Below are 17,064 nucleotides of genomic sequence, written 5' to 3' on the forward strand. Positions count from 1 at the left end.
GCCGGGGCCTCTTCTCCCAGATTTCTCCCAGGCGGATGAGAGGTTGTTCAGGTTTGTGGCGAGGTCCGGCGGGAACGGATCAGTTGGGGGCAGCTCGGCTCAGAGACGGATTGGTCTAGCCAAGGAGAACAGTCGACCACGCGGTTGCCACAGACTCACTCACTGATGCTGACGAGTAACGGCGGGCGCCCGATTTCCGAAAAGTCGCAGTGTCAGCATCACCTGACGAAGCCGTCAAGGACTTCACACCAGACTGGCCCACCTGCCTAGCAGAGATTGAGCCAGGCTGTTTCGGCGTCCAAGCCAGGGGTTTTCCCCGCTGCCTAGCTCACCTTGATCCAGAGGACTTGGAGCGGGCTGTCCAAGACATCAACCCTGGTGATGACTTAGATGCACGTGGCACCACCTTCGCCCCTGGCTTGCTGTCGAGTGTCCGTAAGGCGCTCTCAGCAGCAGATGGGGAACGGATGGTCGCCCGGTTCGGAATTCTCCGATTTGACCATGCTCAGTTCGAGGGCGACGCGTGGTTCGACGAGGGCACCACGTTCGAGGGCGCCGCGCAGTTCACCGGGGCGACGTTCAAAGGCGCCGCGCAGTTCACCGGGGCGACGTTCAAAGGCGCCGCGCAGTTCACCGGGGCGACGTTCAAGGACACCGCGTGGTTCGACGAGGGCACCACGTTCGAGGGCGCCGCGCGATTCGACAAGGCGACGTTCAAAGGCGACACGTGGTTCGACGGGGCGACGTTCAAGGACACCGCGTGGTTCGACGAGGGCACCACGTTCGAGGGCGCCGCGCAGTTCACCGGGGCGACGTTCAAAGGCGCCGCGCAGTTCACCGGGGCGACGTTCAAGGACACCGCGTGGTTCGACGAGGGCACCACGTTCGAGGGCGCCGCGCGATTCGACAAGGCGACGTTCAAAGGCGACACGTGGTTCGACGGGGCGACGTTCAAGGGCGACGCGCGATTCGACAAGGCGACGTTCAAAGGCGACACGCAGTTCACCGGGGCGACGTTCAAGGACACCGCGTGGTTCGACGAGACGACGTTCAAGGGCGACGCGCGATTCGGCAAGACGACGTTCGAGGCCGCCGCGTGGTTCGACGAGACGACGTTCGAGGCCGCCGCGTGGTTCGACGAGACGACGTTCGAGGCCGCCGCAGGTTTTAAGGGTGCCAAGTTTAGTGACGAGGCGCGGTTCGATTTCGCCAGGTTTGATTCCGCGGCGACGCTGGGGCCGTTGATAGCAGTGAAGGTGCGGCTATCTAGCGCGGTCTTCTCTCAGTTGGTGGTGGTGGAGCTCGAGGCTGGCTGGGTTTCATGCGATCGTGCGCGCTTTCAGGCGGGGGTGACGTTACGGGTACGGCACGCGAACGTCAGCCTCCAGCAGGTGTCCTTTGGCGGCCCGTCATCTCTGGAAGGCCGATCACAGCATTTCCGGACGTCCGATAACCAGACTGTCGTGTCGGCTTCTGAAGACCAGGTCCATGGGTGGCCAACCCGAGCTGCCCAACATCGCGCCCAGATCGAAGGCGAGAGGATCGGCACCCGGACCGACGAGTGGGTGCCCGGACTGGTGGCGCTGCAAGGCACGGACGTCAGTGAATTGGTGCTCACGGACGTCGACTTGCGTTGGTGCAGGTTTGCGGGCGCCCATCATCTGGACAAGCTGCGAATCGAGGGGCGAAGCCCGTTTCACCGGCCACCTTCTGGCTGGCGCGCCGGGTGGACATGGCTGCCAGTGTGGCGGTGGACCAGTCGCCAAGTCCTTGCTGAGGAGCACGCGTGGCGTCGTCAGGGCCGGACAAGCAAGGCCGCAGGCTGGCAGCAGCTTGGTAGTGGAGATGCAGCAGTTGAGGTTGGGGCAGAGCGGCTGGCAGTCCTGTACCGGTCGCTGCGCAAGGCGTTGGAGGATGGCAAGGACGAGGCTGGCGCAGGTGACTTCTACTACGGGGAGATGGAAGCCCGCAGGCATGCCGGCCCTCTACGTGATCGGGTCGTGCTCTCCGCCTATTGGCTGGTCTCCGGCTACGGCCAGCGCGCGCTGCGTGCCGTCGTTGGCCTCGCGGTGCTCGTCATCGTTCTCACTGTCCTGCTAGTGGGTTGGGGGCTTCCGGGAGACAGTCCTGGACAGTTGGTCACCGGCACGCTTCCAGCGTCATCACCGACCACACAGCAGACCGTTGCACTGCAGATCCGCGACGCGCCGGCGACTCTACCGCCACCCGGACAATGCTGGACCTGGACCAGGGCAGGCAAAGCGCTCCAACTTGCGCTTGGCTCCGTGGCCTTCCGCGATGCCGGTCAGAAACTCACTCCTGCTGGCACGTGGACAGTCATGACTGGCCGCTTTCTAGGCCCGCTGTTCCTCGCTTTAGCCGTACTTGCGGTCCGCGCCCGGGTCAAACGATGACGGAGGAGCCTTGCGGTGGCCAGTAGAACCGGCGCCGCCAAACGAATTTTGAGTGGTTCCGTCTATCGTGATCGACTGCAGCCTTGACCTGCAGGTACTCCCTGAGCTTGGTGCGTATTGAAGCGCCGCACCCGTGTATTCCCCGTGCTGCTACCCGGTCTTGCGGGCTAAGAGTCGGGCCACACCGGCCGCCACGCAGACGTCCTACTGCGCCTCACATCCAAGGGGCCCAGCCGAAGCCGGCGGTTCCCGATGAGCAGCACGACTGATATCGAGTGAACCGAAACCACCGTGAACCCCGGTCAACCGCATTCGATCGGATGAATCGTGGCCGCCGAATGGCTCCACTTTGACCACGGGTCGAACCCATGTTCTAGTGTGGCTCTGATCAAGGAAGGGGTGTATCGATGAGCGCCCGGTCGAGCATTGAATGGACTGAGACCACTTGGAACCCGACCACAGGGTGCGATCGGATTTCCGCTGGCTGCGACCATTGTTACGCGTTGACGCTGTCGAAACGGCTGAAGGCAATGGGCTCAGCCAAGTACCAGAACGACGGTGATCCGCGCACGAGCGGACCAGGATTCGGTGTGACCACCCATGCTGTCTCGCTCGGGCAGCCGTTCCACTGGCGGACACCGCGTATCGTGTTTGTGAATTCCATGTCCGACCTGTTTCATGCCAAGGTGCCGGTCGACTTCATCCGCCGCGTGTTCGCCGTCATGGCAGCTACACCGCAGCACACGTATCAGGTGTTGACCAAGCGTGCTCGACGTCTCGGGCGGCTCGCACCAAAGCTGGATTGGCCCTCCAACGTGTGGATGGGGGTCTCGGTTGAGAACAGTGATGCTCTCGACCGAGTCGACGATCTCCGGGAAGTCCCAGCGGCAGTACGGTTCTTGTCGTGTGAGCCGCTAATCGGGCCTCTGTCGAACCTCGACCTCACCAGGATTGGTTGGGTAATCGCCGGAGGCGAGTCCGGCGCTCACGCACGGCCAGTCGAAACGTCATGGATTCTCGACATCCGGGACAACTGCCTTCGCAGCGAGGTTCCATTTTTCTTCAAGCAGTGGGGCGGCCGTACCCCAAAGGCGGGCGGTCGTGAGCTGGACGGACGAACCTGGGATGAAATGCCCGCCGGTAGCGGCTCTACGGCAGCCTGACGCGGCTCGATTTGGCAATCCGGCCCGGTGGTTCCACGACAACCTGTCGCCGGTTGCGGAGTTCTGTCACCGCGGCCTGTGCGTGAGTGGGACGCCATCGGGCCGTTTCGCACAGCAACCAGGTCCGCAGCTCATCGACTGTGGCTGGCCCTTCGGCCAGCCGCTGCATGACGAGTTCGAGTAACTCGGGGTCTTGAGACGTCCCGGTCCCGAAGATGTCGAGTTGGCCGGGTATTTGGGCGTCCCGGGTACGGGGGTCACGAAAGGCCATGCCGCCATCACCGTCCACCTTCCACATGGCGTCCTTCATGACTTCGACCCCTTTGACATGCGTTGTTCCATAGACCAGGTTGAGGGGTTGACCTGTTTTGGGAACGACCTCGAACTGAAGTCGATAGTCGAACCCTGCCCGCCCGAGCGCTGCTCGGTACGTAGACAGCCAGGCCCGCCATCGCTCGTCCGGTCGACTCTCCCGATCGGCTAACGTCCAGTAGTCGCGTCCGCCGAACACCAGGTCAAGCTGATCAGCGTTGAGTTCTTCGCGACGACTGAACCAGTTCGGCCCGAAGGTTACGACCACCTCACTGCTCGCGTTGCATGCGAGCTTGTGTATGAGTGACAGCGGAATGTTGACGTTTCCCCAGCTGTCGAATACCGCGAGGATGGGGTGGCCCCACGCACGCAGATCATTTAGTGACCTATCGGTTTCGACACCGGCTTCGCCGTGCCGAACCTCGACGTGCACAGGCAACCGATTAAGATCGCCAAACCTCTCCGCCAGTTGCTGCTGTAGATACTCAAACCGGTTCCGTTGCTTCTCGATGAAGACGAGCCGGACTCGATCTCGGGCGAGCAGCATTCGGGCTGATGCCGCGTGGTTCAACAAACGATCAAGAACGAAGACGGGTGATCCTTCCTCACCGTCTTCATACCGGCCTGGTCCAGCGAAAGCGTCTACATAAGTAACTCGCGGTCGGAGATGGCCGCCAGGGGTCCGCTGAAGCATGATTGGCCACCATGCGTCAAGGTAACGCTTGTATAGCTGATGCTTCGCGGCAGTCGCAGGCTCCAGCTTCCATAGAAGATCGCTCATCTGAGCCTCCCCCGACCGGTGATGTCGTAATCCACCACGTTACTCATGGTGTTACGTCGGTAGGAATACTCGACAGGTGTCTGATCCGCTCCGCATCGAGCCAGCCTAACGGACGATATTCACATACAGCTTGTCTTCTGAGTTGGAGTATGTACTACGCGAGGTCACTCGTTAGACGGAACGCTCACGTCAATCGCTCCGATTACGGTCACACAGCGTTCATGGCGGACAAGTGGTTCACCCCTTTGCAACCCTAAAACACAATGATGATCAGTCCGGCGTCGGCGGCTGAGGCACCATCGGCGGAGTAGGTCCGAGGCAGGACGTGTGACGGCGCCGGCACGCCAGCCCATGCCAGGTGTCCCCGCAGCGGAAGGGTGCATAGCTACCAGCTCATGGACAGGAAGTTGTTCCGGGCGTGTCCCTCAATGCGGTCATGGCGAAGGGAGTCTAATAGTCGTACGACTAGGAGCGAGGTTGGCAACGATGGACAGCCCTGAGGACAATCTGGAAAAGATCTACCGATCGTTCACTGGTCGTGAACCGGGGCAAGTAGCTTCGTCTTTCTTTTCGGCGCTGTCGTACGGAGACACGTACATCCAGGGGACGGCCGTTCAGGCAATTAAGTCTGAGTGGGTGATGAGTAGTGTCGGCTTGATTCTGCCGAAGCATGTCGCTACGCCTCCTAGCCCTATCGATCAAGTCGTCGTATACCTTACGGCCAAAGATATACTTGGAACTAAACTTGCGTCGTCAGTTGTTATTAGTCAGCTGTCGCGCATTCCGCTAGACGCCGTTATTTCCTTCGCGGCAAGGGTTCTTAGCATCTTTCGTGCGCCTAGCGCATCTAGACGCGAGGTGGATGAGCGTTTTGCCAAAGAGTGGTTCATAGGCCCAACACAGACCCGAGTGTTGAACCTGTTGCGAGACCCTTCGCGAGGTCTAGTTGTCCCTCAGGCTATCTTGGCCCTGATCAAGTATGCAATGTTGTACAGCGGCGATTCGTTGGTTCCTGGCGTTGAAATAGGCAACGTTGTGCTTGCAATGGTGGCTATTACCGACTACCTCAACCCGGAGCGTGAGGTTGAGAATAGTGAGAACGTTATAACGAAGGTACCTGGCGCGCTCGGCAGGGAGTTGATTTCAAATCAGGTGTTTAACGCCGATCCGGTTGAGATGAATCTCTTCGCTCGGTTCATCCGAACTTGGCTACAGCTCCCGCAGGAACTAGTTGGCATGTCGGAAATAGTTGATCTTGAGAAGGTATACCAAGACGCAGTCGGTGTTCCCCTGCGCGACGTTATGGCGGTTGCCTTGGTCTTGTGGGCTGCCACCACTGCAAAGGAGGGCGCCGGCCCTTTTGAAGAGTACTTTGCCGTCTTAAAGTGGACCCCAGAACGAATCCGGGCAGCCGTATCGGTTTTTTGTGCAGATGTACCTACGTTTAGGGCTGAAGTGCTCAAAGAGCTGAAGAGTACCGATTGGGAATTCAGTGCATTTGGTAGGTATCCTGCTGTGACTCTTTACAACGGGCATCTGGCTGTTATCGATCCGGCATTGCTTTTGAAGAGAGTTTTCGGGTGGCTTCCAATATATGACATCAAATTTCCGTCTACTGATGGCGCGCGTGATCGGAAGCGTGCGGCGCAAGCGGAGCAATGCCTTAGGCGTCTAGCGGAAATATACACTTCTGAAGTGTTGGATAGTCTTGGAGCAAGCACAACTGTGGCGCGAAGAGTATTTCACGACCGTGATCTACGGGGAGCTTTTTCGTCTGTTGGAGTTCGTGTTGCTGATACAGTGGTGGACTACGGCGATGCCTGGATCGTTATCGAGGTGACTACAAGTCAATTGCGTAGGGAGTCTGTTGCCGGAATCTCGGATGCTGACGTAGTGGGGGATCTCGATAAACTTGTTGGCGAAGTAGAGCAGATCGATTCAACGATTACGTCTCTCCGAGTAGGGCAAGAAAAGCTAACAGGTACTCCCTGTTCCGTTAGTACAAGGTTCTTTCCGTTACTCGTGTTGACCGAAGGGTTCCCTGTAAATCCCATATCTTTGACACTCCTTCGAGAGAAGGTAGAAGAATGTGGGCTCCTGATCGGGGACGATGTCATGCCCCTTGAAGTTGTCGACGTGGTCGAGTTGGAGATGGTTGAGGGTATTCAAGAAGGTGGAGGGCCGTCTCTGCTTGAGCTATTGGACCGCAAGCGAAAAGCCAATCTTTGGAGATCGAATCTACGAGGTTTTATCGTAGATGAATTAAAGTTAGCGCCACGGCAACCTAGACGCGTGCTCGAACTATGGGAAGCTACCTTTAAAGAGTTGTTGCCGATTATTGACCCGGATCGCGACCCTGATACCGGGCTGGACTGAAGAGGATGGTTCGAGCCTAAGTCAGTAGGTTGGGAGTGTTCAATTGGTGAGCACGCTTTACCTAGCTGTCGTATGGAGCGTGGATTCCTCGCACGCTTTCGAGGTCTGCGCCTCCCCGTTCATACAAGGTCGCGTTTGGACTATCGCCTGGTCAGGGCTGCAGCAGGTCCGTTGACGAACGCCGCTGAACGTAGATGAACGAGACTACGACTGAGACTGCCGACAGACACCCACAGGGGTAGCCATCCTCGAACCTATGTTCGAACCCGGCTACGATCCCGTGCATGGTCTTGTCTGGTGACCCCGTGGGTTCGAAGTGGCAGCCTCATGGCGATGTGGTGTACCGCATCGACCGCCTTGGGGCGCGGGTTGGCATCCTCCCCGCGACATGCCTGCGGGGGGAGCATTCTCTGGATGCTGTGGGGTACAAGGCGAATCAGACCGCCACTCACCTGCAGATTGTCTGCACAGCGTGCGTTGGTAGTACGCCGCCGCGCTGGGACAACTATTGGGCATTGCGGACCACGCCGCCCTTGCCGGACCGCGCTGAGCTGGACGACGGGCCGTATCAGGATCTGATTCGCAAGCTGGCTGCACAACGCACTGAGCGTTAATCAGACGGTCGGCGAGTCCGCCCGACTTTCGCGGCGTTGGCGGGGCCATCGGGCATCCAACCGCGCAACGACCGGACCAAGATCTGTCCTGACTGCCGATCGGGCCGCGCGGCTTACCAGCTGCGTGAGTGATCGATCGATGGTGGGGAGTACCGACCTTGGCTGGGCCGTTCGTGGGGTCATACACAGGGCTGTACGGATACGGCATTCGCTCAAGCCTGTAAGCGTGACCCTGAAACCGTCGGTGACCCGCGCAGGTGCCGGTACAGACACACCAGTCGCGGTCACCGCCGGCCCGTCAGCCGTCGCACAATGAGCCAATGTGGTTGGTTGGGTGCTGACCACCCCGACACCCTGGTCACCCGCGGCAACCTCGCTCGCTGGCGGGATCGGTTGTCGGACAGCGCGTCCGCGTCATAGTGCCGTGTCGAGGCCAAACCAGGTGAGTCGAAGAGAACGTGGTCTCATGGTCTCGTGCATAGCCTGTGGCCGAATTCGAGCAGTGAAGAACTTAGTGACCTGGCGCTGGAGCAGGTCTATGCGTATCCGGACGGGCTTGACCGGCCATGGCTGCAGGCGAACTTCGTGAGCAGCCTTGATGGGGCTGTGACGGTTGGTGGGATGTCCTCGCCGCTGACGGGGCCTGGGGATCAGCGGGTGCTCAATATTCATCGTGACTTGGCTGATGTTCTGCTGGTCGGCGCCACTACCGCCCGGGTAGAGCGCTATCCCGGGCTGAAGCCGAACGAGGCTCGCGATGAACGCCGTGCCAGGCTTCAGTTGTCGCCGTTGCCACCGATCGCCGTGGTGTCGGGGAGATGCTCGGTCACGCCGGACTCACCGCTGCTGACTGACACTGTTGTGCCGCCCATCGTGCTCACGTGCGCAGATTCGCTGGCATCGAGACGCGAGGCGCTGACCGCTGCTGGGGCTGACGTCGTGATCGTGGGGCAAGACCAAGTAGACCTTGCTGCCGCACTAGCCGAACTGGACAAGCGCGGTCTGAGGCGAATCAACTGCGAAGGTGGCCCACGGCTTTTTGGCAACCTCATTGCGGCGGACTTGGTAGACGAGCTGTGTCTGACAGTTTCTCCGCAGGCTGCCGCAGGCGACGGCGGCCGGATCGCGAACGGACCGGTCCTGCCTGACCTGCGACGCTTCCAGCTGTCCGCAGTAGTTCGAGACGGCGACTTCCTGATGCTTACCTACCGACGCTGATCAGCGTGCGATTTACAGATTTCGCTGTGTCGGATGCCCGATGGGCCACGTGGCGTCAGCCACCTACTGACGCAGCTGACCGCAACGCAGCAAGAAACATATATGTGGAGCGTGACCAGTCCATCTCGGACGCTGTTTCACGTCCTGCCTGTACAAGTCTTGCGCGTAGCTGCTCGTCTTGAATAAGACGGACTACTGCGGCAGCCATAGCGGTCGCGTCACCTACTGGTACGATCAGCGCGTTTCGTTCATTACTACAGAAGTCCTCTACGCCACCATTCGAGGTAGTCACCACAGCCGCGCCACAAGCCATTGCTTCGGCCACGGGAAATCCCCAGCCTTCACTTGCTGAACTACAGAGATACACCTGACTCGACCGATAGAGGTCGGCAAGTTCACGCCCGCTGGCCGCGCGCAGATAGTGTGCCCATCTAGGCCAATCTCGTGGTCTTGACATTGTCCCGAATCCAACCACGGTAAGGTTTGAGACTGTTTCCCTTGCAGCAATTAGCGCATCAATTGCAGTCTTCGAGCCTTTCTGCGCACTGTCACTAAGTAAGACGCTAACCAATACTTCACGGGGTGTAACTCGATCGGTTACGTGAAATACTTGATGATCGAGACCATTAGGAACAACGGCAATTTGAGTGTCGGGAACACCGAGCTTTCGTAGCGTTCCGGCGAGGTGGTTTGATACGGCCACCTTCGGAACGTCCTGCAGAAGGACATTGTCGACCTCGGAAGGATCTTCCACACCCCAGATTTCGTAAAGCTGGACAAGGTGTACCGGCTTACCATGCCGTGGGGCAAGCTCTGTGAGGAGTCGTGCGGTTGTCCAGTAGGTAGCTACGACCAAGTCGCCGTCAGGCAATCGCGATACGCTCAGTCGCCGCGCCATCGTCATGCGAACCTTGGGACTGATCGACATCCAACGCAAAGACTTCGACAAGCCGCCGGGTCGGCCACGGTGCCATTGATCTCGAACTACCTCGTATACGTGCTTAAACGGCCTGCGCGCCCCCTCACGCCATTGTTCGTGCACTACCGTGACCTGGTGTCCCATTTCGGCCAGTCGGCTGGCGTACTCATAGACAACTCGAAAGCCGCCACTCGGAGCGCGGACGAAACAGTTCAGAATGAACGTAATACGGAGGGGGGAGGTCGTCAGTGACTCTCTTTCCACCACGGCCGTCCTTCGGCGGTGTCCTTCGCGGCAGGGCCAACATTCACCGATTTTGCGGAGTCAAACTTTGCTGGGTCTCCTGTTACCTGCAAGCCTACGGATCGCATCGCTTCTATCCGCTGGAGAGCGATACGACGACCGTCACTGCTACGTTCTCGCCACTGCGCGCTCCTGTGTGTCTGCCGGTCGTGCACACGATACAGCCATGTAGTTTCGGGCGAGTTGTATCCGCCGACACACTCCGACAGTGCGCTAAACATAATGATGTCGTCATCAACGGGAGTTCCTCCCCAGCCTCCGAACGCGCGAACTAGTTCGGTGCGCAGGTATAGACCAGCGCAGTGAATAGGCCAGTTCCCGTCATGTGCGATAGCCCAGTCGTTGACCGTCCCTGCCGGGATTGGCCCGAATGGCAGGGCTGATTCATAGGCCCGTCGCGAACCATCGGGCAGTAGATCGTCGGCCTGTCCAACAGTCCAATGAATCTCAGGGCCTTCAAACAATGGCAATAGGCGTGACAATGCGCCAGGAAGCATGACGTCATCGTGATCCAGGATGTGAACAATGGAACCCGTGGCGCGTGTTAGCGCAAGGTTCCGGGTTGCCGCAATCCCAGTGTGCGCCTTATTGGCCGAGTATACGACGTAGGGCACACCCGACAAGACGCTGCCGAGCGTCGGCGTTTCACCATCCTCTTGAACAAGCCATTCCAACTCCCAGTCGGACGGCAACTCTTGATTTTGAACGCTTTCAATTGTGGCCGAAAAGTAGTCCGCCAGGGGTGAATACGCGGCGGTGATGATGGATAGCTTCCGGGTCATTTGGAGGTGTCCCATCGGGTAAGCGATGTGTGGAATGTAAGCATTGTGCGGTCTGCCGGGAACTGCGCGTCAGTTACTTCCACGACCCGATCGGCTGTGTCAACTGATATCCGGCGAACCCATAGTAGTGGCGTACCGGCGAGCAAGTCCCAAGCTTGCGCCTCCACAGTCGTAGGCATCGCGGCGGTCACTTGATCAATGACGCGGTCCACCTCGACATCAACTGTGTAAAGCTGATGCATAGTGCCACCTGGCCAGGCCGCCTTGACGGGATCGGCTATTTCGGGATTTAACTGAACCAAGTCATTCGGTAGCCATGACACGGACCAGGCTGCAAGCACGCCTGTTCGCTTATCGCGGTGCGTATACTCACGCCGCAACAAGGCTGCCCCTTCCGGCATTCGGAACGCGTCCGCCAAATCTCGATCGGCAGCAACCAGTGAATACTTCGCCTCGAACTCAAAATCATCAAGGCTTGCAGCCATGTCGTCTTCAGCAAGGCCGTGATTTCGGCGAACGTCTTCCGGCTGCATCACCAGGTTCTTCTCCATCTGATGACGTTCCGAGCTGCGCTCGACACGCTTAGGTCGGGCTCGGACCGTCGGCGGCTTGCCCCTGCCTGTAACCACCAGTCCTTGTTGCTTCAGCAAGTCGATTGCAGTACGCGCCGAGTTGATCCCACAGTCGTAGTCACGGGCGATGTCATGCAGCGTCGGTAGCGACTCGCCAGACCGCAAGGCGCCTGTCTCGATCCGAATGCGCAGGTCATCAGCGATGCGAAGGGCGATCGCCTGTCGCGCGGCAGTCCGTTGGGGCTCCATACGGCACACCGTACTGCACGTTTGAGGGTTTGTGGGCAAACCTCTTGCGGGGGTCACACGCCCCGTGTAGCTTCAAGTTTGCGGGTTTGAGGGCAAACCCACAAACAGGTTGGAGCTGATGGCGATGTCCAGGACTCGCGGAGCAATCCAGATCCCGCGCTTCACTCACGGCGGAGGCGGTGGACGGAAGTTCGTTGCTTTCCTAGCGGCGATTGGAGCCCTGTTGCTGATCATCAACGATCCAGCGGGTGCTGCGCGTTTCGTTACGACCGTCATTGGCGGCCTAGTGGAGTTCTTCCGTTCATTGCGCGACTGACCTCTCGCGCGCCCCTTGCCTGTTGACTGCGTCGCTCACGCGGCGTCAGGCGGTCGTCCTTAGTGCTAGGACCATTGCGCACCAAGTTCTTGAGGTAGCCCGGTTCCGGGGAGCTGACGGGTAAATCTTGCAGCATGCGCAATCGCCACGTGAGATAACTCCACAGTGGATTGACGCCATTAGGGTCGTCTGACGGCGCGTGATCCTCCCCTCGGTGTGAACCAGTTGGGAGTCGGTTACGGAGAAGACGGCCAAACATCCTCCGCTGGGATGCGTATCCCCCTTGTTCTTCACGATCCGTTGACATGTCCGGGTTTTGACGTGATGCGCCAGGGGACAGCGGCATTGCCCTTAACCGCCTCGTTTGAGAGGTGCCGTAGTCGTGAGTCGAACGAGACGCTGCGCTTGTCAGCCGACAGACCGGCAGCTGACAAGCGCGTGCACAACACCGGTCCCACATCGCATCCCGTTGGGTGCCTTTCCCTCGCGCCGTAACTCCACTGTGCCCACCGCGAGGGTTAGGGAACCAACGGCCCCAACGATTTCGCTGTTGACGACGTAAGGGAGTTTCCGCTGATGTACGCCGACGAAGCGCTCACTGATGAGGCCGACCTGACCGTGGACCTCGATACCGATGATCTGATGCTCACCTCGCTGGACCCTGAATTTCACCACCTGATCAGCGATCCGACCCTGTCGGCAGAGCTGGCCGCGCTGCGCCAGCCGCGCCCAGAACCGACCACTGCACTGCTGGACGGTTCCGCCCGTGCGCGCCGTGATCGTCGGGTCGCCCGGCGAGCGATGGGTAACGCCGTCCGGGTGTTGCACACCGAGTCGTCGGTCACGACCGATGGCGAGGCCGCCTGAACGCCGCTGCGTGGACGTTCGCGGTGATGTTGCCCGCGTTGACCGCGCTCTGCATCGCCTTGCTTTGACCCCGTTGAACCTGTTGGGAGGCAGCGATATGCGCACCATCACTCATACTGAGCCTGGCGTGGCTGTGCTCGATCTGTCGATCGGCGTGGCTGTTGTCGAGGTGGTCGCCGAAGACCGGGAGTATGCCGAGATCACCTTGGCGCCGGCGGTATCGGTTGACAGCATTGCGGCGGATCTGATCCGTTCGGCCACGGTCCGGCACACAGCGCGCCAGCTTGAGGTGGCTGTTCCGGCGCCTGTGGGCACGGTGGTGTCCGGCGGTGCGGTGATCGTTGGCGGCACTGTGCACGGCGGCGTCAGCTTTACACGGGCCAGCGGCAGCATCGTGGTCGGATCGATGTCCGGTGTGACCGTGGCCGGCGGGGGCCTTGTTGTCGTTAACGGTCAGGTCATCACCGGGGGCGCGACCGTGGTCGGCTCCGGCGGCGGTGTCCGGGTGACGGCCCGGTTGCCTGTGGGGTCATCTCTGGTGGTGTCGAGCGACTCCCCGGCGACGGTGATCACTCACGGGTCGCTGGACACTGTGGAGCTTCGTACCGAGTCTGGTGATCTCACGGTCGATTCCGCGCGGGAGATCGAGGCGCGCACCGCGTCAGGGGACATCCGGATACAGGTCGGACACCATGTGATCGCGCACAGCATGTCCGGCGATATCCGCGTCGGTGCCCTGACCGGCCCGGCACGCCTGCGTTCGATGTCCGGTGATCTGACTGTTCATGCGATCCAGGACACCGCAGTCCAGGCGCACACCATGTCCGGTGACGTGCGTATCAGCTCCGATCCCGGTGTGGTCGTCAGCAGCGAAGCCCGGTCAATGAGCGGCCGTGTCATCAACCGAACCCGATGAAGAAAGGGAACCACGGTCATGGTCACCCACATCGCTTTCCGGCCGAACGAGCATTACGACCGCGACCAGGCCAGTGACGGCCTGTCCCGGTATGGGGCGTATCTGGCGCAGAAGCGCGGCATGTTCCGCGACCTCGACAACGACCAGCCGACCGAGGACGCGTTGGAGTTCTCCGCCGCGGCCTGGGAGATCGCGCAGTCGCCGATCATGAGCCCCGGCTACGTGACGGTGCACCCGCGTATCCAGTCCGCAGACGCCACGTGGGACGACGAACACCGCCTGGCCATCGCGGTCGCGGTGGCCCGGGACGACGTCCTGATGGGCGCGCAGCTGCTGCGCCGGGCGCGGGGCTGGGCGCATGACCGGATCTCCGGTGGCTGGTACGACCCGCAGGATTGCGCGGTGTTGACCGCGTTGTGTCTGGTCACCATCCGGGTTCCGATCCTGGCGGGGGACCTGCCGCTGCCGGAGTTCCGGGACACGATCCCGGTGACAGTGACGGCGAAAGCCGCGGTCGCGGCCATCTGCACGGTGCTCAATCCTGTGGTGTCGGCGGTGTTGGATGGCTGAGCGGCCCGCTGGTGGCCCGGCCGCCGCCGGGGTGCCGGAGCGGTGTGTGGGCACGGTGTATCTGCTGCACTTCGACAAGCCGTATCGGCATGCCCGCCACTATGTCGGCTGGGCCCGACGGGTCAACGCGCGGCTGGCTCAGCACGCCGCCGGGCATGGTGCCCGGCTGCTGCAGGTGGTCCGGGCCGCGGGCATCAGCTGGACGCTGGCGCGTACCTGGCAAGGTACCCGTGCCCGGGAGCGGCAGATCAAGAGCATGGGTGGCGCGTCGCGCCGGTGCCCGTTGTGCGGCATTCAGCCCCGCCCCGATCGCACCCCGCCCGTGAACCCGGGGTGGGGTACGGCTTACCGGTTGCGGGAGTTGACCGACCAGTGGTGGCACGCCAGCGAGCCGGCCGAACGCGCCCGGATCGACGACGAGTTCACCGCGCTGACCGACCAGACGTCCTGTGTCGCACTGCCTGGCGCGATCACCACATTCCCTTCCACGGCTGCGTTCGTGGCCTGAAATGGCCAGAAAGGACACATCATGAGTGCTTCGCGCAACCCGGGCGGTCGCCCGGAATCCGAGTCTGACACCAGGTTCTTCGACTTGCGGGAGTCCGGCTACACCGGGGCGATCAACGAGCAGGGCCACAAGGTCACCGCTGGGCCGGAAGTGGAGATCTTGCAGGCGTTGCGTGCGGCCGGTCGGCGGTCATGAGGATTCCCGACCCGGACGGCACGTGCTGCAACTGCCGGTACGGCTGCGGGGTGATGACCGTCTTGGCCATCTTCGGTGACGGCCGCCCGATCCGGGTGCATTGCGGTACCTACCGCGCTCAGTGTCCCGTCCCTTGTTCATCGGCACCGCGCGCCCGCATCGGCCGCGTCGCCTGAGAAGGTCCGGAAAGGACTGTGATGTCGGATTACTTGGAGGAGGCGGCAATGGTGCTTCGGAAAGCCGTTGCCGAGAACGACGACCACACCTATGTGCCGCAGCAGGCGTTCGCCAATCGGATCGTGCTGGCGAACGCGTTCGTACAGCTGGCCGCGGTGGCCAAGTCGCTGCTTCCGGCGACCGTGGCCGAACAGATCCATGAGAAGTACGGCGTGCCACCGGCGCAGTTGCTGGCCGTTCTCGCCCCTGACTGCTCGGGAGATGATCTGTCATGAACTGGCGTGAGGACCGCCGTGCTGACGAGGCCGCCCATGCGGCTCTCGCGCGACAGGACAGGGCACTGGCCGCCGACCAGCGCCGCCAGGACGCGGCGGCACGGGCCGAACAGGCGCGGCGAGACCGGGCTGCCGCCGCCCAGGTCGCCGCCGCCGGCCGGGCCGAACGCGACGCGCGACGCGCTGCCCGCCGGGCTGCCCGGCGGGAACGGTGGCCGGAGCTGGGGATGGCCGCGTTGTGGGCGACCATGATCGTGTTGCCGATCGCGCTGGCCTGGGCGGCGCAGGCCCAGTTCGCGCTGGAGACCTTGGGTTTCCCGGCGCCGTTGAACCACGGGTTCCCGGCCGCGATCGAGACCGGGGCGTGGTTGTGTGCGTTCGAGGCGCACCGCCGGATCAAGCGCCGGCGCAGTGCGGGCAGTCTGCCGCGGTGGATGTGGATGCTCGCGGGCATCGCCGCCGCGATCAACGCCGCGCACGGTCTGCGTGACGGTGGTGTGGTCGCCGGGCTGGCGTTCGGTGTGCTGTCGCTGCTGGGCGTGTTGCTGCACTCGATCCGCCAGGGCCTCGATCGAGAGATCGTGTCCGGCCGGGCGGGGCAGGTGTGGCGTCGGCTGCGCTACCCGTTGCTGTCGCTGGCCGCTGCCGGTATCCGTGCCGCGCGGGAGATCGAGCCGGACACCGCGTGGCGGCTGGCGTGGGAAGACCGCTTCGGTGTCGGCCCGGACTCCACTCGCCGGGACCGCCGGCTGGCGCGCGTGATCGTCCGCCGGGAGTCCGCGCGGGACCGGAAGGCCGCGCGTGCGGGTGAGATCACGATCATCGACGGGCGGGTTCAGCGGGGGTTCAGCACCGAGGTACAGGCCTACGTCGACGCGGAACGCGCTGCCGCGATCGCGCGGGCGGATGAGGCCGTGGCGCACGCGGAAAGCATCGTGCAGGGCGCGCAGGACGCGCTGACCGCCGCGGGGATGGTGTTCGGCCCGGCCGCGTTGCGCGAGGGTACTGCCCCCGCTGGGTACGGGGGGTACACCGGGCGTGAACAGGGCGAACTGGTCGGGCGTCCGGCCGAGTTGCTGACCTTGGTCCGTGCGGCCATCGCTGCCGGGGAGTTGCCGCAGTACCCCGCAGTGAAGGCCATCACCCGCCGGTTCGAGGGGTTCGGTACCCCCACCGCCCAACGGGTCCGCGACGCCCTGCGCGCAGGCCACACCACCACGCACGACGCCGCCGGCACCGACCGGACGGCAACGCCCGCGCCGATGAGTGACGCCAGCGGTATCGCGCCGGATCGGCGGGTGGCGTGATGTCGGCGACTGAGGTGCTGCAGCGGTATGGCACGTGGGCGTTGTTGCGGTTCGTGGTGGCACTGTTGGTGTTCGTGGCGCTGCACCTGGTGCGGTTGCCGCTGGTGTGGCTGGCGTGGGTGCTGGAGTTCGGGATGAGCCGGGTGGACCGGTTGGTGACCGCCGGGGTGTCCGGCGGCTACACGGCCAGGCCGGAGCGGGAACCGTTGCGGCACAACGATTGGAGGTGA

16 protein-coding genes are annotated in these 17,064 nt (G+C 61.8%); 12 read left to right on the top strand and 4 right to left on the bottom strand.

Annotated features, from left to right (window positions below; genetic code table 11):
* Nucleotides 1-467: 467 nt before the first annotated feature.
* Nucleotides 468-2,414, top strand: coding sequence for a pentapeptide repeat-containing protein (locus tag JOF56_RS54065; protein ID WP_245378795.1), 1,947 nt, complete (start codon nt 468-470; stop codon nt 2,412-2,414).
* Nucleotides 2,415-2,821: 407 nt separating this feature from the next.
* Complete coding sequence (locus tag JOF56_RS54070; protein WP_209647210.1) at nt 2,822-3,577, top strand: DUF5131 family protein; 756 nt, start codon at nt 2,822-2,824, stop codon at nt 3,575-3,577.
* Here JOF56_RS54070 and JOF56_RS54075 read toward each other — a convergent pair.
* Nucleotides 3,564-4,670, bottom strand: coding sequence for a three-Cys-motif partner protein TcmP (locus tag JOF56_RS54075; protein ID WP_209647211.1), 1,107 nt, complete (start codon nt 4,668-4,670; stop codon nt 3,564-3,566). The two genes, JOF56_RS54070 and JOF56_RS54075, sit on opposite strands and share 14 nt — an antisense overlap.
* Nucleotides 4,671-5,156: 486 nt before the next feature.
* Here JOF56_RS54075 and JOF56_RS54080 point away from each other — a divergent pair, with 486 nt between their 5' ends.
* Both JOF56_RS54080 and JOF56_RS54085 read left to right on the top strand, forming a co-directional pair.
* Nucleotides 5,157-7,046, top strand: coding sequence for a hypothetical protein (locus JOF56_RS54080; RefSeq protein WP_209647212.1), 1,890 nt, complete (start codon nt 5,157-5,159; stop codon nt 7,044-7,046).
* Nucleotides 7,047-8,134: 1,088 nt separating this feature from the next.
* Nucleotides 8,135-8,878, top strand: a complete 744-nt coding sequence (locus tag JOF56_RS54085; RefSeq protein ID WP_209647213.1) for a pyrimidine reductase family protein — start codon at nt 8,135-8,137, stop codon at nt 8,876-8,878.
* Between the two features lie 55 nt (nt 8,879-8,933).
* Here the strand turns inward: JOF56_RS54085 and JOF56_RS54090 are convergent, their stop codons facing one another.
* From JOF56_RS54090 to JOF56_RS54100, 3 genes are all read right to left on the bottom strand, one after another.
* Nucleotides 8,934-9,749 carry a glycosyltransferase family 4 protein gene (locus tag JOF56_RS54090; protein WP_372448342.1) on the bottom strand — a complete coding sequence of 272 codons (816 nt, stop codon included), beginning with the start codon at nt 9,747-9,749 and terminating at the stop codon, nt 8,934-8,936.
* Between the two features lie 293 nt (nt 9,750-10,042).
* A complete protein-coding gene (locus JOF56_RS54095; protein ID WP_209647216.1) occupies nt 10,043-10,882 on the bottom strand; it encodes a glycosyltransferase family 2 protein in 840 nt (279 codons plus the stop codon).
* Nucleotides 10,879-11,703 (bottom strand): GntR family transcriptional regulator, encoded by an 825-nt coding sequence (locus JOF56_RS54100; RefSeq protein ID WP_209647217.1) that lies wholly within the window; start codon nt 11,701-11,703, stop codon nt 10,879-10,881. The genes JOF56_RS54095 and JOF56_RS54100 overlap by 4 nt, the downstream gene beginning before the upstream one ends.
* 892 nt (nt 11,704-12,595) lie before the next feature.
* Between JOF56_RS54100 and JOF56_RS54105 the strand changes: the two genes are divergently transcribed.
* The 8 genes from JOF56_RS54105 to JOF56_RS54140 all read left to right on the top strand — a co-directional run bounded on the left by JOF56_RS54105 (nt 12,596) and on the right by JOF56_RS54140 (nt 17,064).
* Nucleotides 12,596-12,886 (top strand): hypothetical protein, encoded by a 291-nt coding sequence (locus JOF56_RS54105; protein ID WP_209647218.1) that lies wholly within the window; start codon nt 12,596-12,598, stop codon nt 12,884-12,886.
* A 97-nt stretch (nt 12,887-12,983) separates the two neighbouring features.
* Nucleotides 12,984-13,802, top strand: a complete 819-nt coding sequence (locus JOF56_RS54110) for a DUF4097 family beta strand repeat-containing protein (protein ID WP_209647220.1) — start codon at nt 12,984-12,986, stop codon at nt 13,800-13,802.
* Between the two features lie 18 nt (nt 13,803-13,820).
* Nucleotides 13,821-14,372 (top strand): hypothetical protein, encoded by a 552-nt coding sequence (locus tag JOF56_RS54115; protein WP_209647221.1) that lies wholly within the window; start codon nt 13,821-13,823, stop codon nt 14,370-14,372.
* Nucleotides 14,365-14,880, top strand: a complete 516-nt coding sequence (locus JOF56_RS54120; RefSeq protein ID WP_209647222.1) for a GIY-YIG nuclease family protein — start codon at nt 14,365-14,367, stop codon at nt 14,878-14,880. Before JOF56_RS54115 ends, JOF56_RS54120 begins: the two co-directional genes overlap by 8 nt.
* A 21-nt stretch (nt 14,881-14,901) precedes the next feature.
* A complete protein-coding gene (locus JOF56_RS54125; RefSeq protein WP_209647223.1) occupies nt 14,902-15,075 on the top strand; it encodes a hypothetical protein in 174 nt (57 codons plus the stop codon).
* Between the two features lie 224 nt (nt 15,076-15,299).
* On the top strand, nt 15,300-15,527 hold the full coding sequence (locus tag JOF56_RS54130) for a hypothetical protein (RefSeq protein WP_209647224.1): 228 nt from the start codon (nt 15,300-15,302) through the stop codon (nt 15,525-15,527).
* The gene (locus JOF56_RS54135; RefSeq protein WP_209647226.1) at nt 15,524-16,834 is read left to right on the top strand and encodes a DUF2637 domain-containing protein; all 1,311 of its coding nucleotides are present in this window, start codon (nt 15,524-15,526) and stop codon (nt 16,832-16,834) included. The genes JOF56_RS54130 and JOF56_RS54135 overlap by 4 nt, the downstream gene beginning before the upstream one ends.
* Nucleotides 16,834-17,064: a hypothetical protein gene (locus JOF56_RS54140; RefSeq protein ID WP_209647227.1), complete on the top strand. Its 231-nt coding sequence runs from the start codon at nt 16,834-16,836 to the stop codon at nt 17,062-17,064. Before JOF56_RS54135 ends, JOF56_RS54140 begins: the two co-directional genes overlap by 1 nt.

The sequence above is a fragment of the Kibdelosporangium banguiense genome (genome assembly GCF_017876405.1).
Lineage (GTDB): Bacteria > Actinomycetota > Actinomycetes > Mycobacteriales > Pseudonocardiaceae > Kibdelosporangium > Kibdelosporangium banguiense.

Bases quoted from the DNA above. Each gene is read 5' to 3' on its own strand.
- JOF56_RS54075 (WP_209647211.1), bottom strand. From the start codon at position 4,670: ATGAGCGATCTTCTATGGAAGCTGGAGCCTGCGACTGCCGCGAAGCAT.
- JOF56_RS54070 (WP_209647210.1), top strand. From the start codon at position 2,822: ATGAGCGCCCGGTCGAGCATTGAATGGACTGAGACCACTTGGAACCCG.
- JOF56_RS54120 (WP_209647222.1), top strand. From the start codon at position 14,365: ATGGCTGAGCGGCCCGCTGGTGGCCCGGCCGCCGCCGGGGTGCCGGAG.
- JOF56_RS54100 (WP_209647217.1), bottom strand. From the start codon at position 11,703: ATGGAGCCCCAACGGACTGCCGCGCGACAGGCGATCGCCCTTCGCATC.
- JOF56_RS54105 (WP_209647218.1), top strand. From the start codon at position 12,596: ATGTACGCCGACGAAGCGCTCACTGATGAGGCCGACCTGACCGTGGAC.
- JOF56_RS54130 (WP_209647224.1), top strand. From the start codon at position 15,300: ATGGTGCTTCGGAAAGCCGTTGCCGAGAACGACGACCACACCTATGTG.
- JOF56_RS54065 (WP_245378795.1), top strand. From the start codon at position 468: ATGGTCGCCCGGTTCGGAATTCTCCGATTTGACCATGCTCAGTTCGAG.
- JOF56_RS54095 (WP_209647216.1), bottom strand. From the start codon at position 10,882: ATGACCCGGAAGCTATCCATCATCACCGCCGCGTATTCACCCCTGGCG.
- JOF56_RS54125 (WP_209647223.1), top strand. From the start codon at position 14,902: ATGAGTGCTTCGCGCAACCCGGGCGGTCGCCCGGAATCCGAGTCTGAC.
- JOF56_RS54110 (WP_209647220.1), top strand. From the start codon at position 12,984: ATGCGCACCATCACTCATACTGAGCCTGGCGTGGCTGTGCTCGATCTG.
- JOF56_RS54115 (WP_209647221.1), top strand. From the start codon at position 13,821: ATGGTCACCCACATCGCTTTCCGGCCGAACGAGCATTACGACCGCGAC.
- JOF56_RS54080 (WP_209647212.1), top strand. From the start codon at position 5,157: ATGGACAGCCCTGAGGACAATCTGGAAAAGATCTACCGATCGTTCACT.
- JOF56_RS54135 (WP_209647226.1), top strand. From the start codon at position 15,524: ATGAACTGGCGTGAGGACCGCCGTGCTGACGAGGCCGCCCATGCGGCT.
- JOF56_RS54140 (WP_209647227.1), top strand. From the start codon at position 16,834: ATGTCGGCGACTGAGGTGCTGCAGCGGTATGGCACGTGGGCGTTGTTG.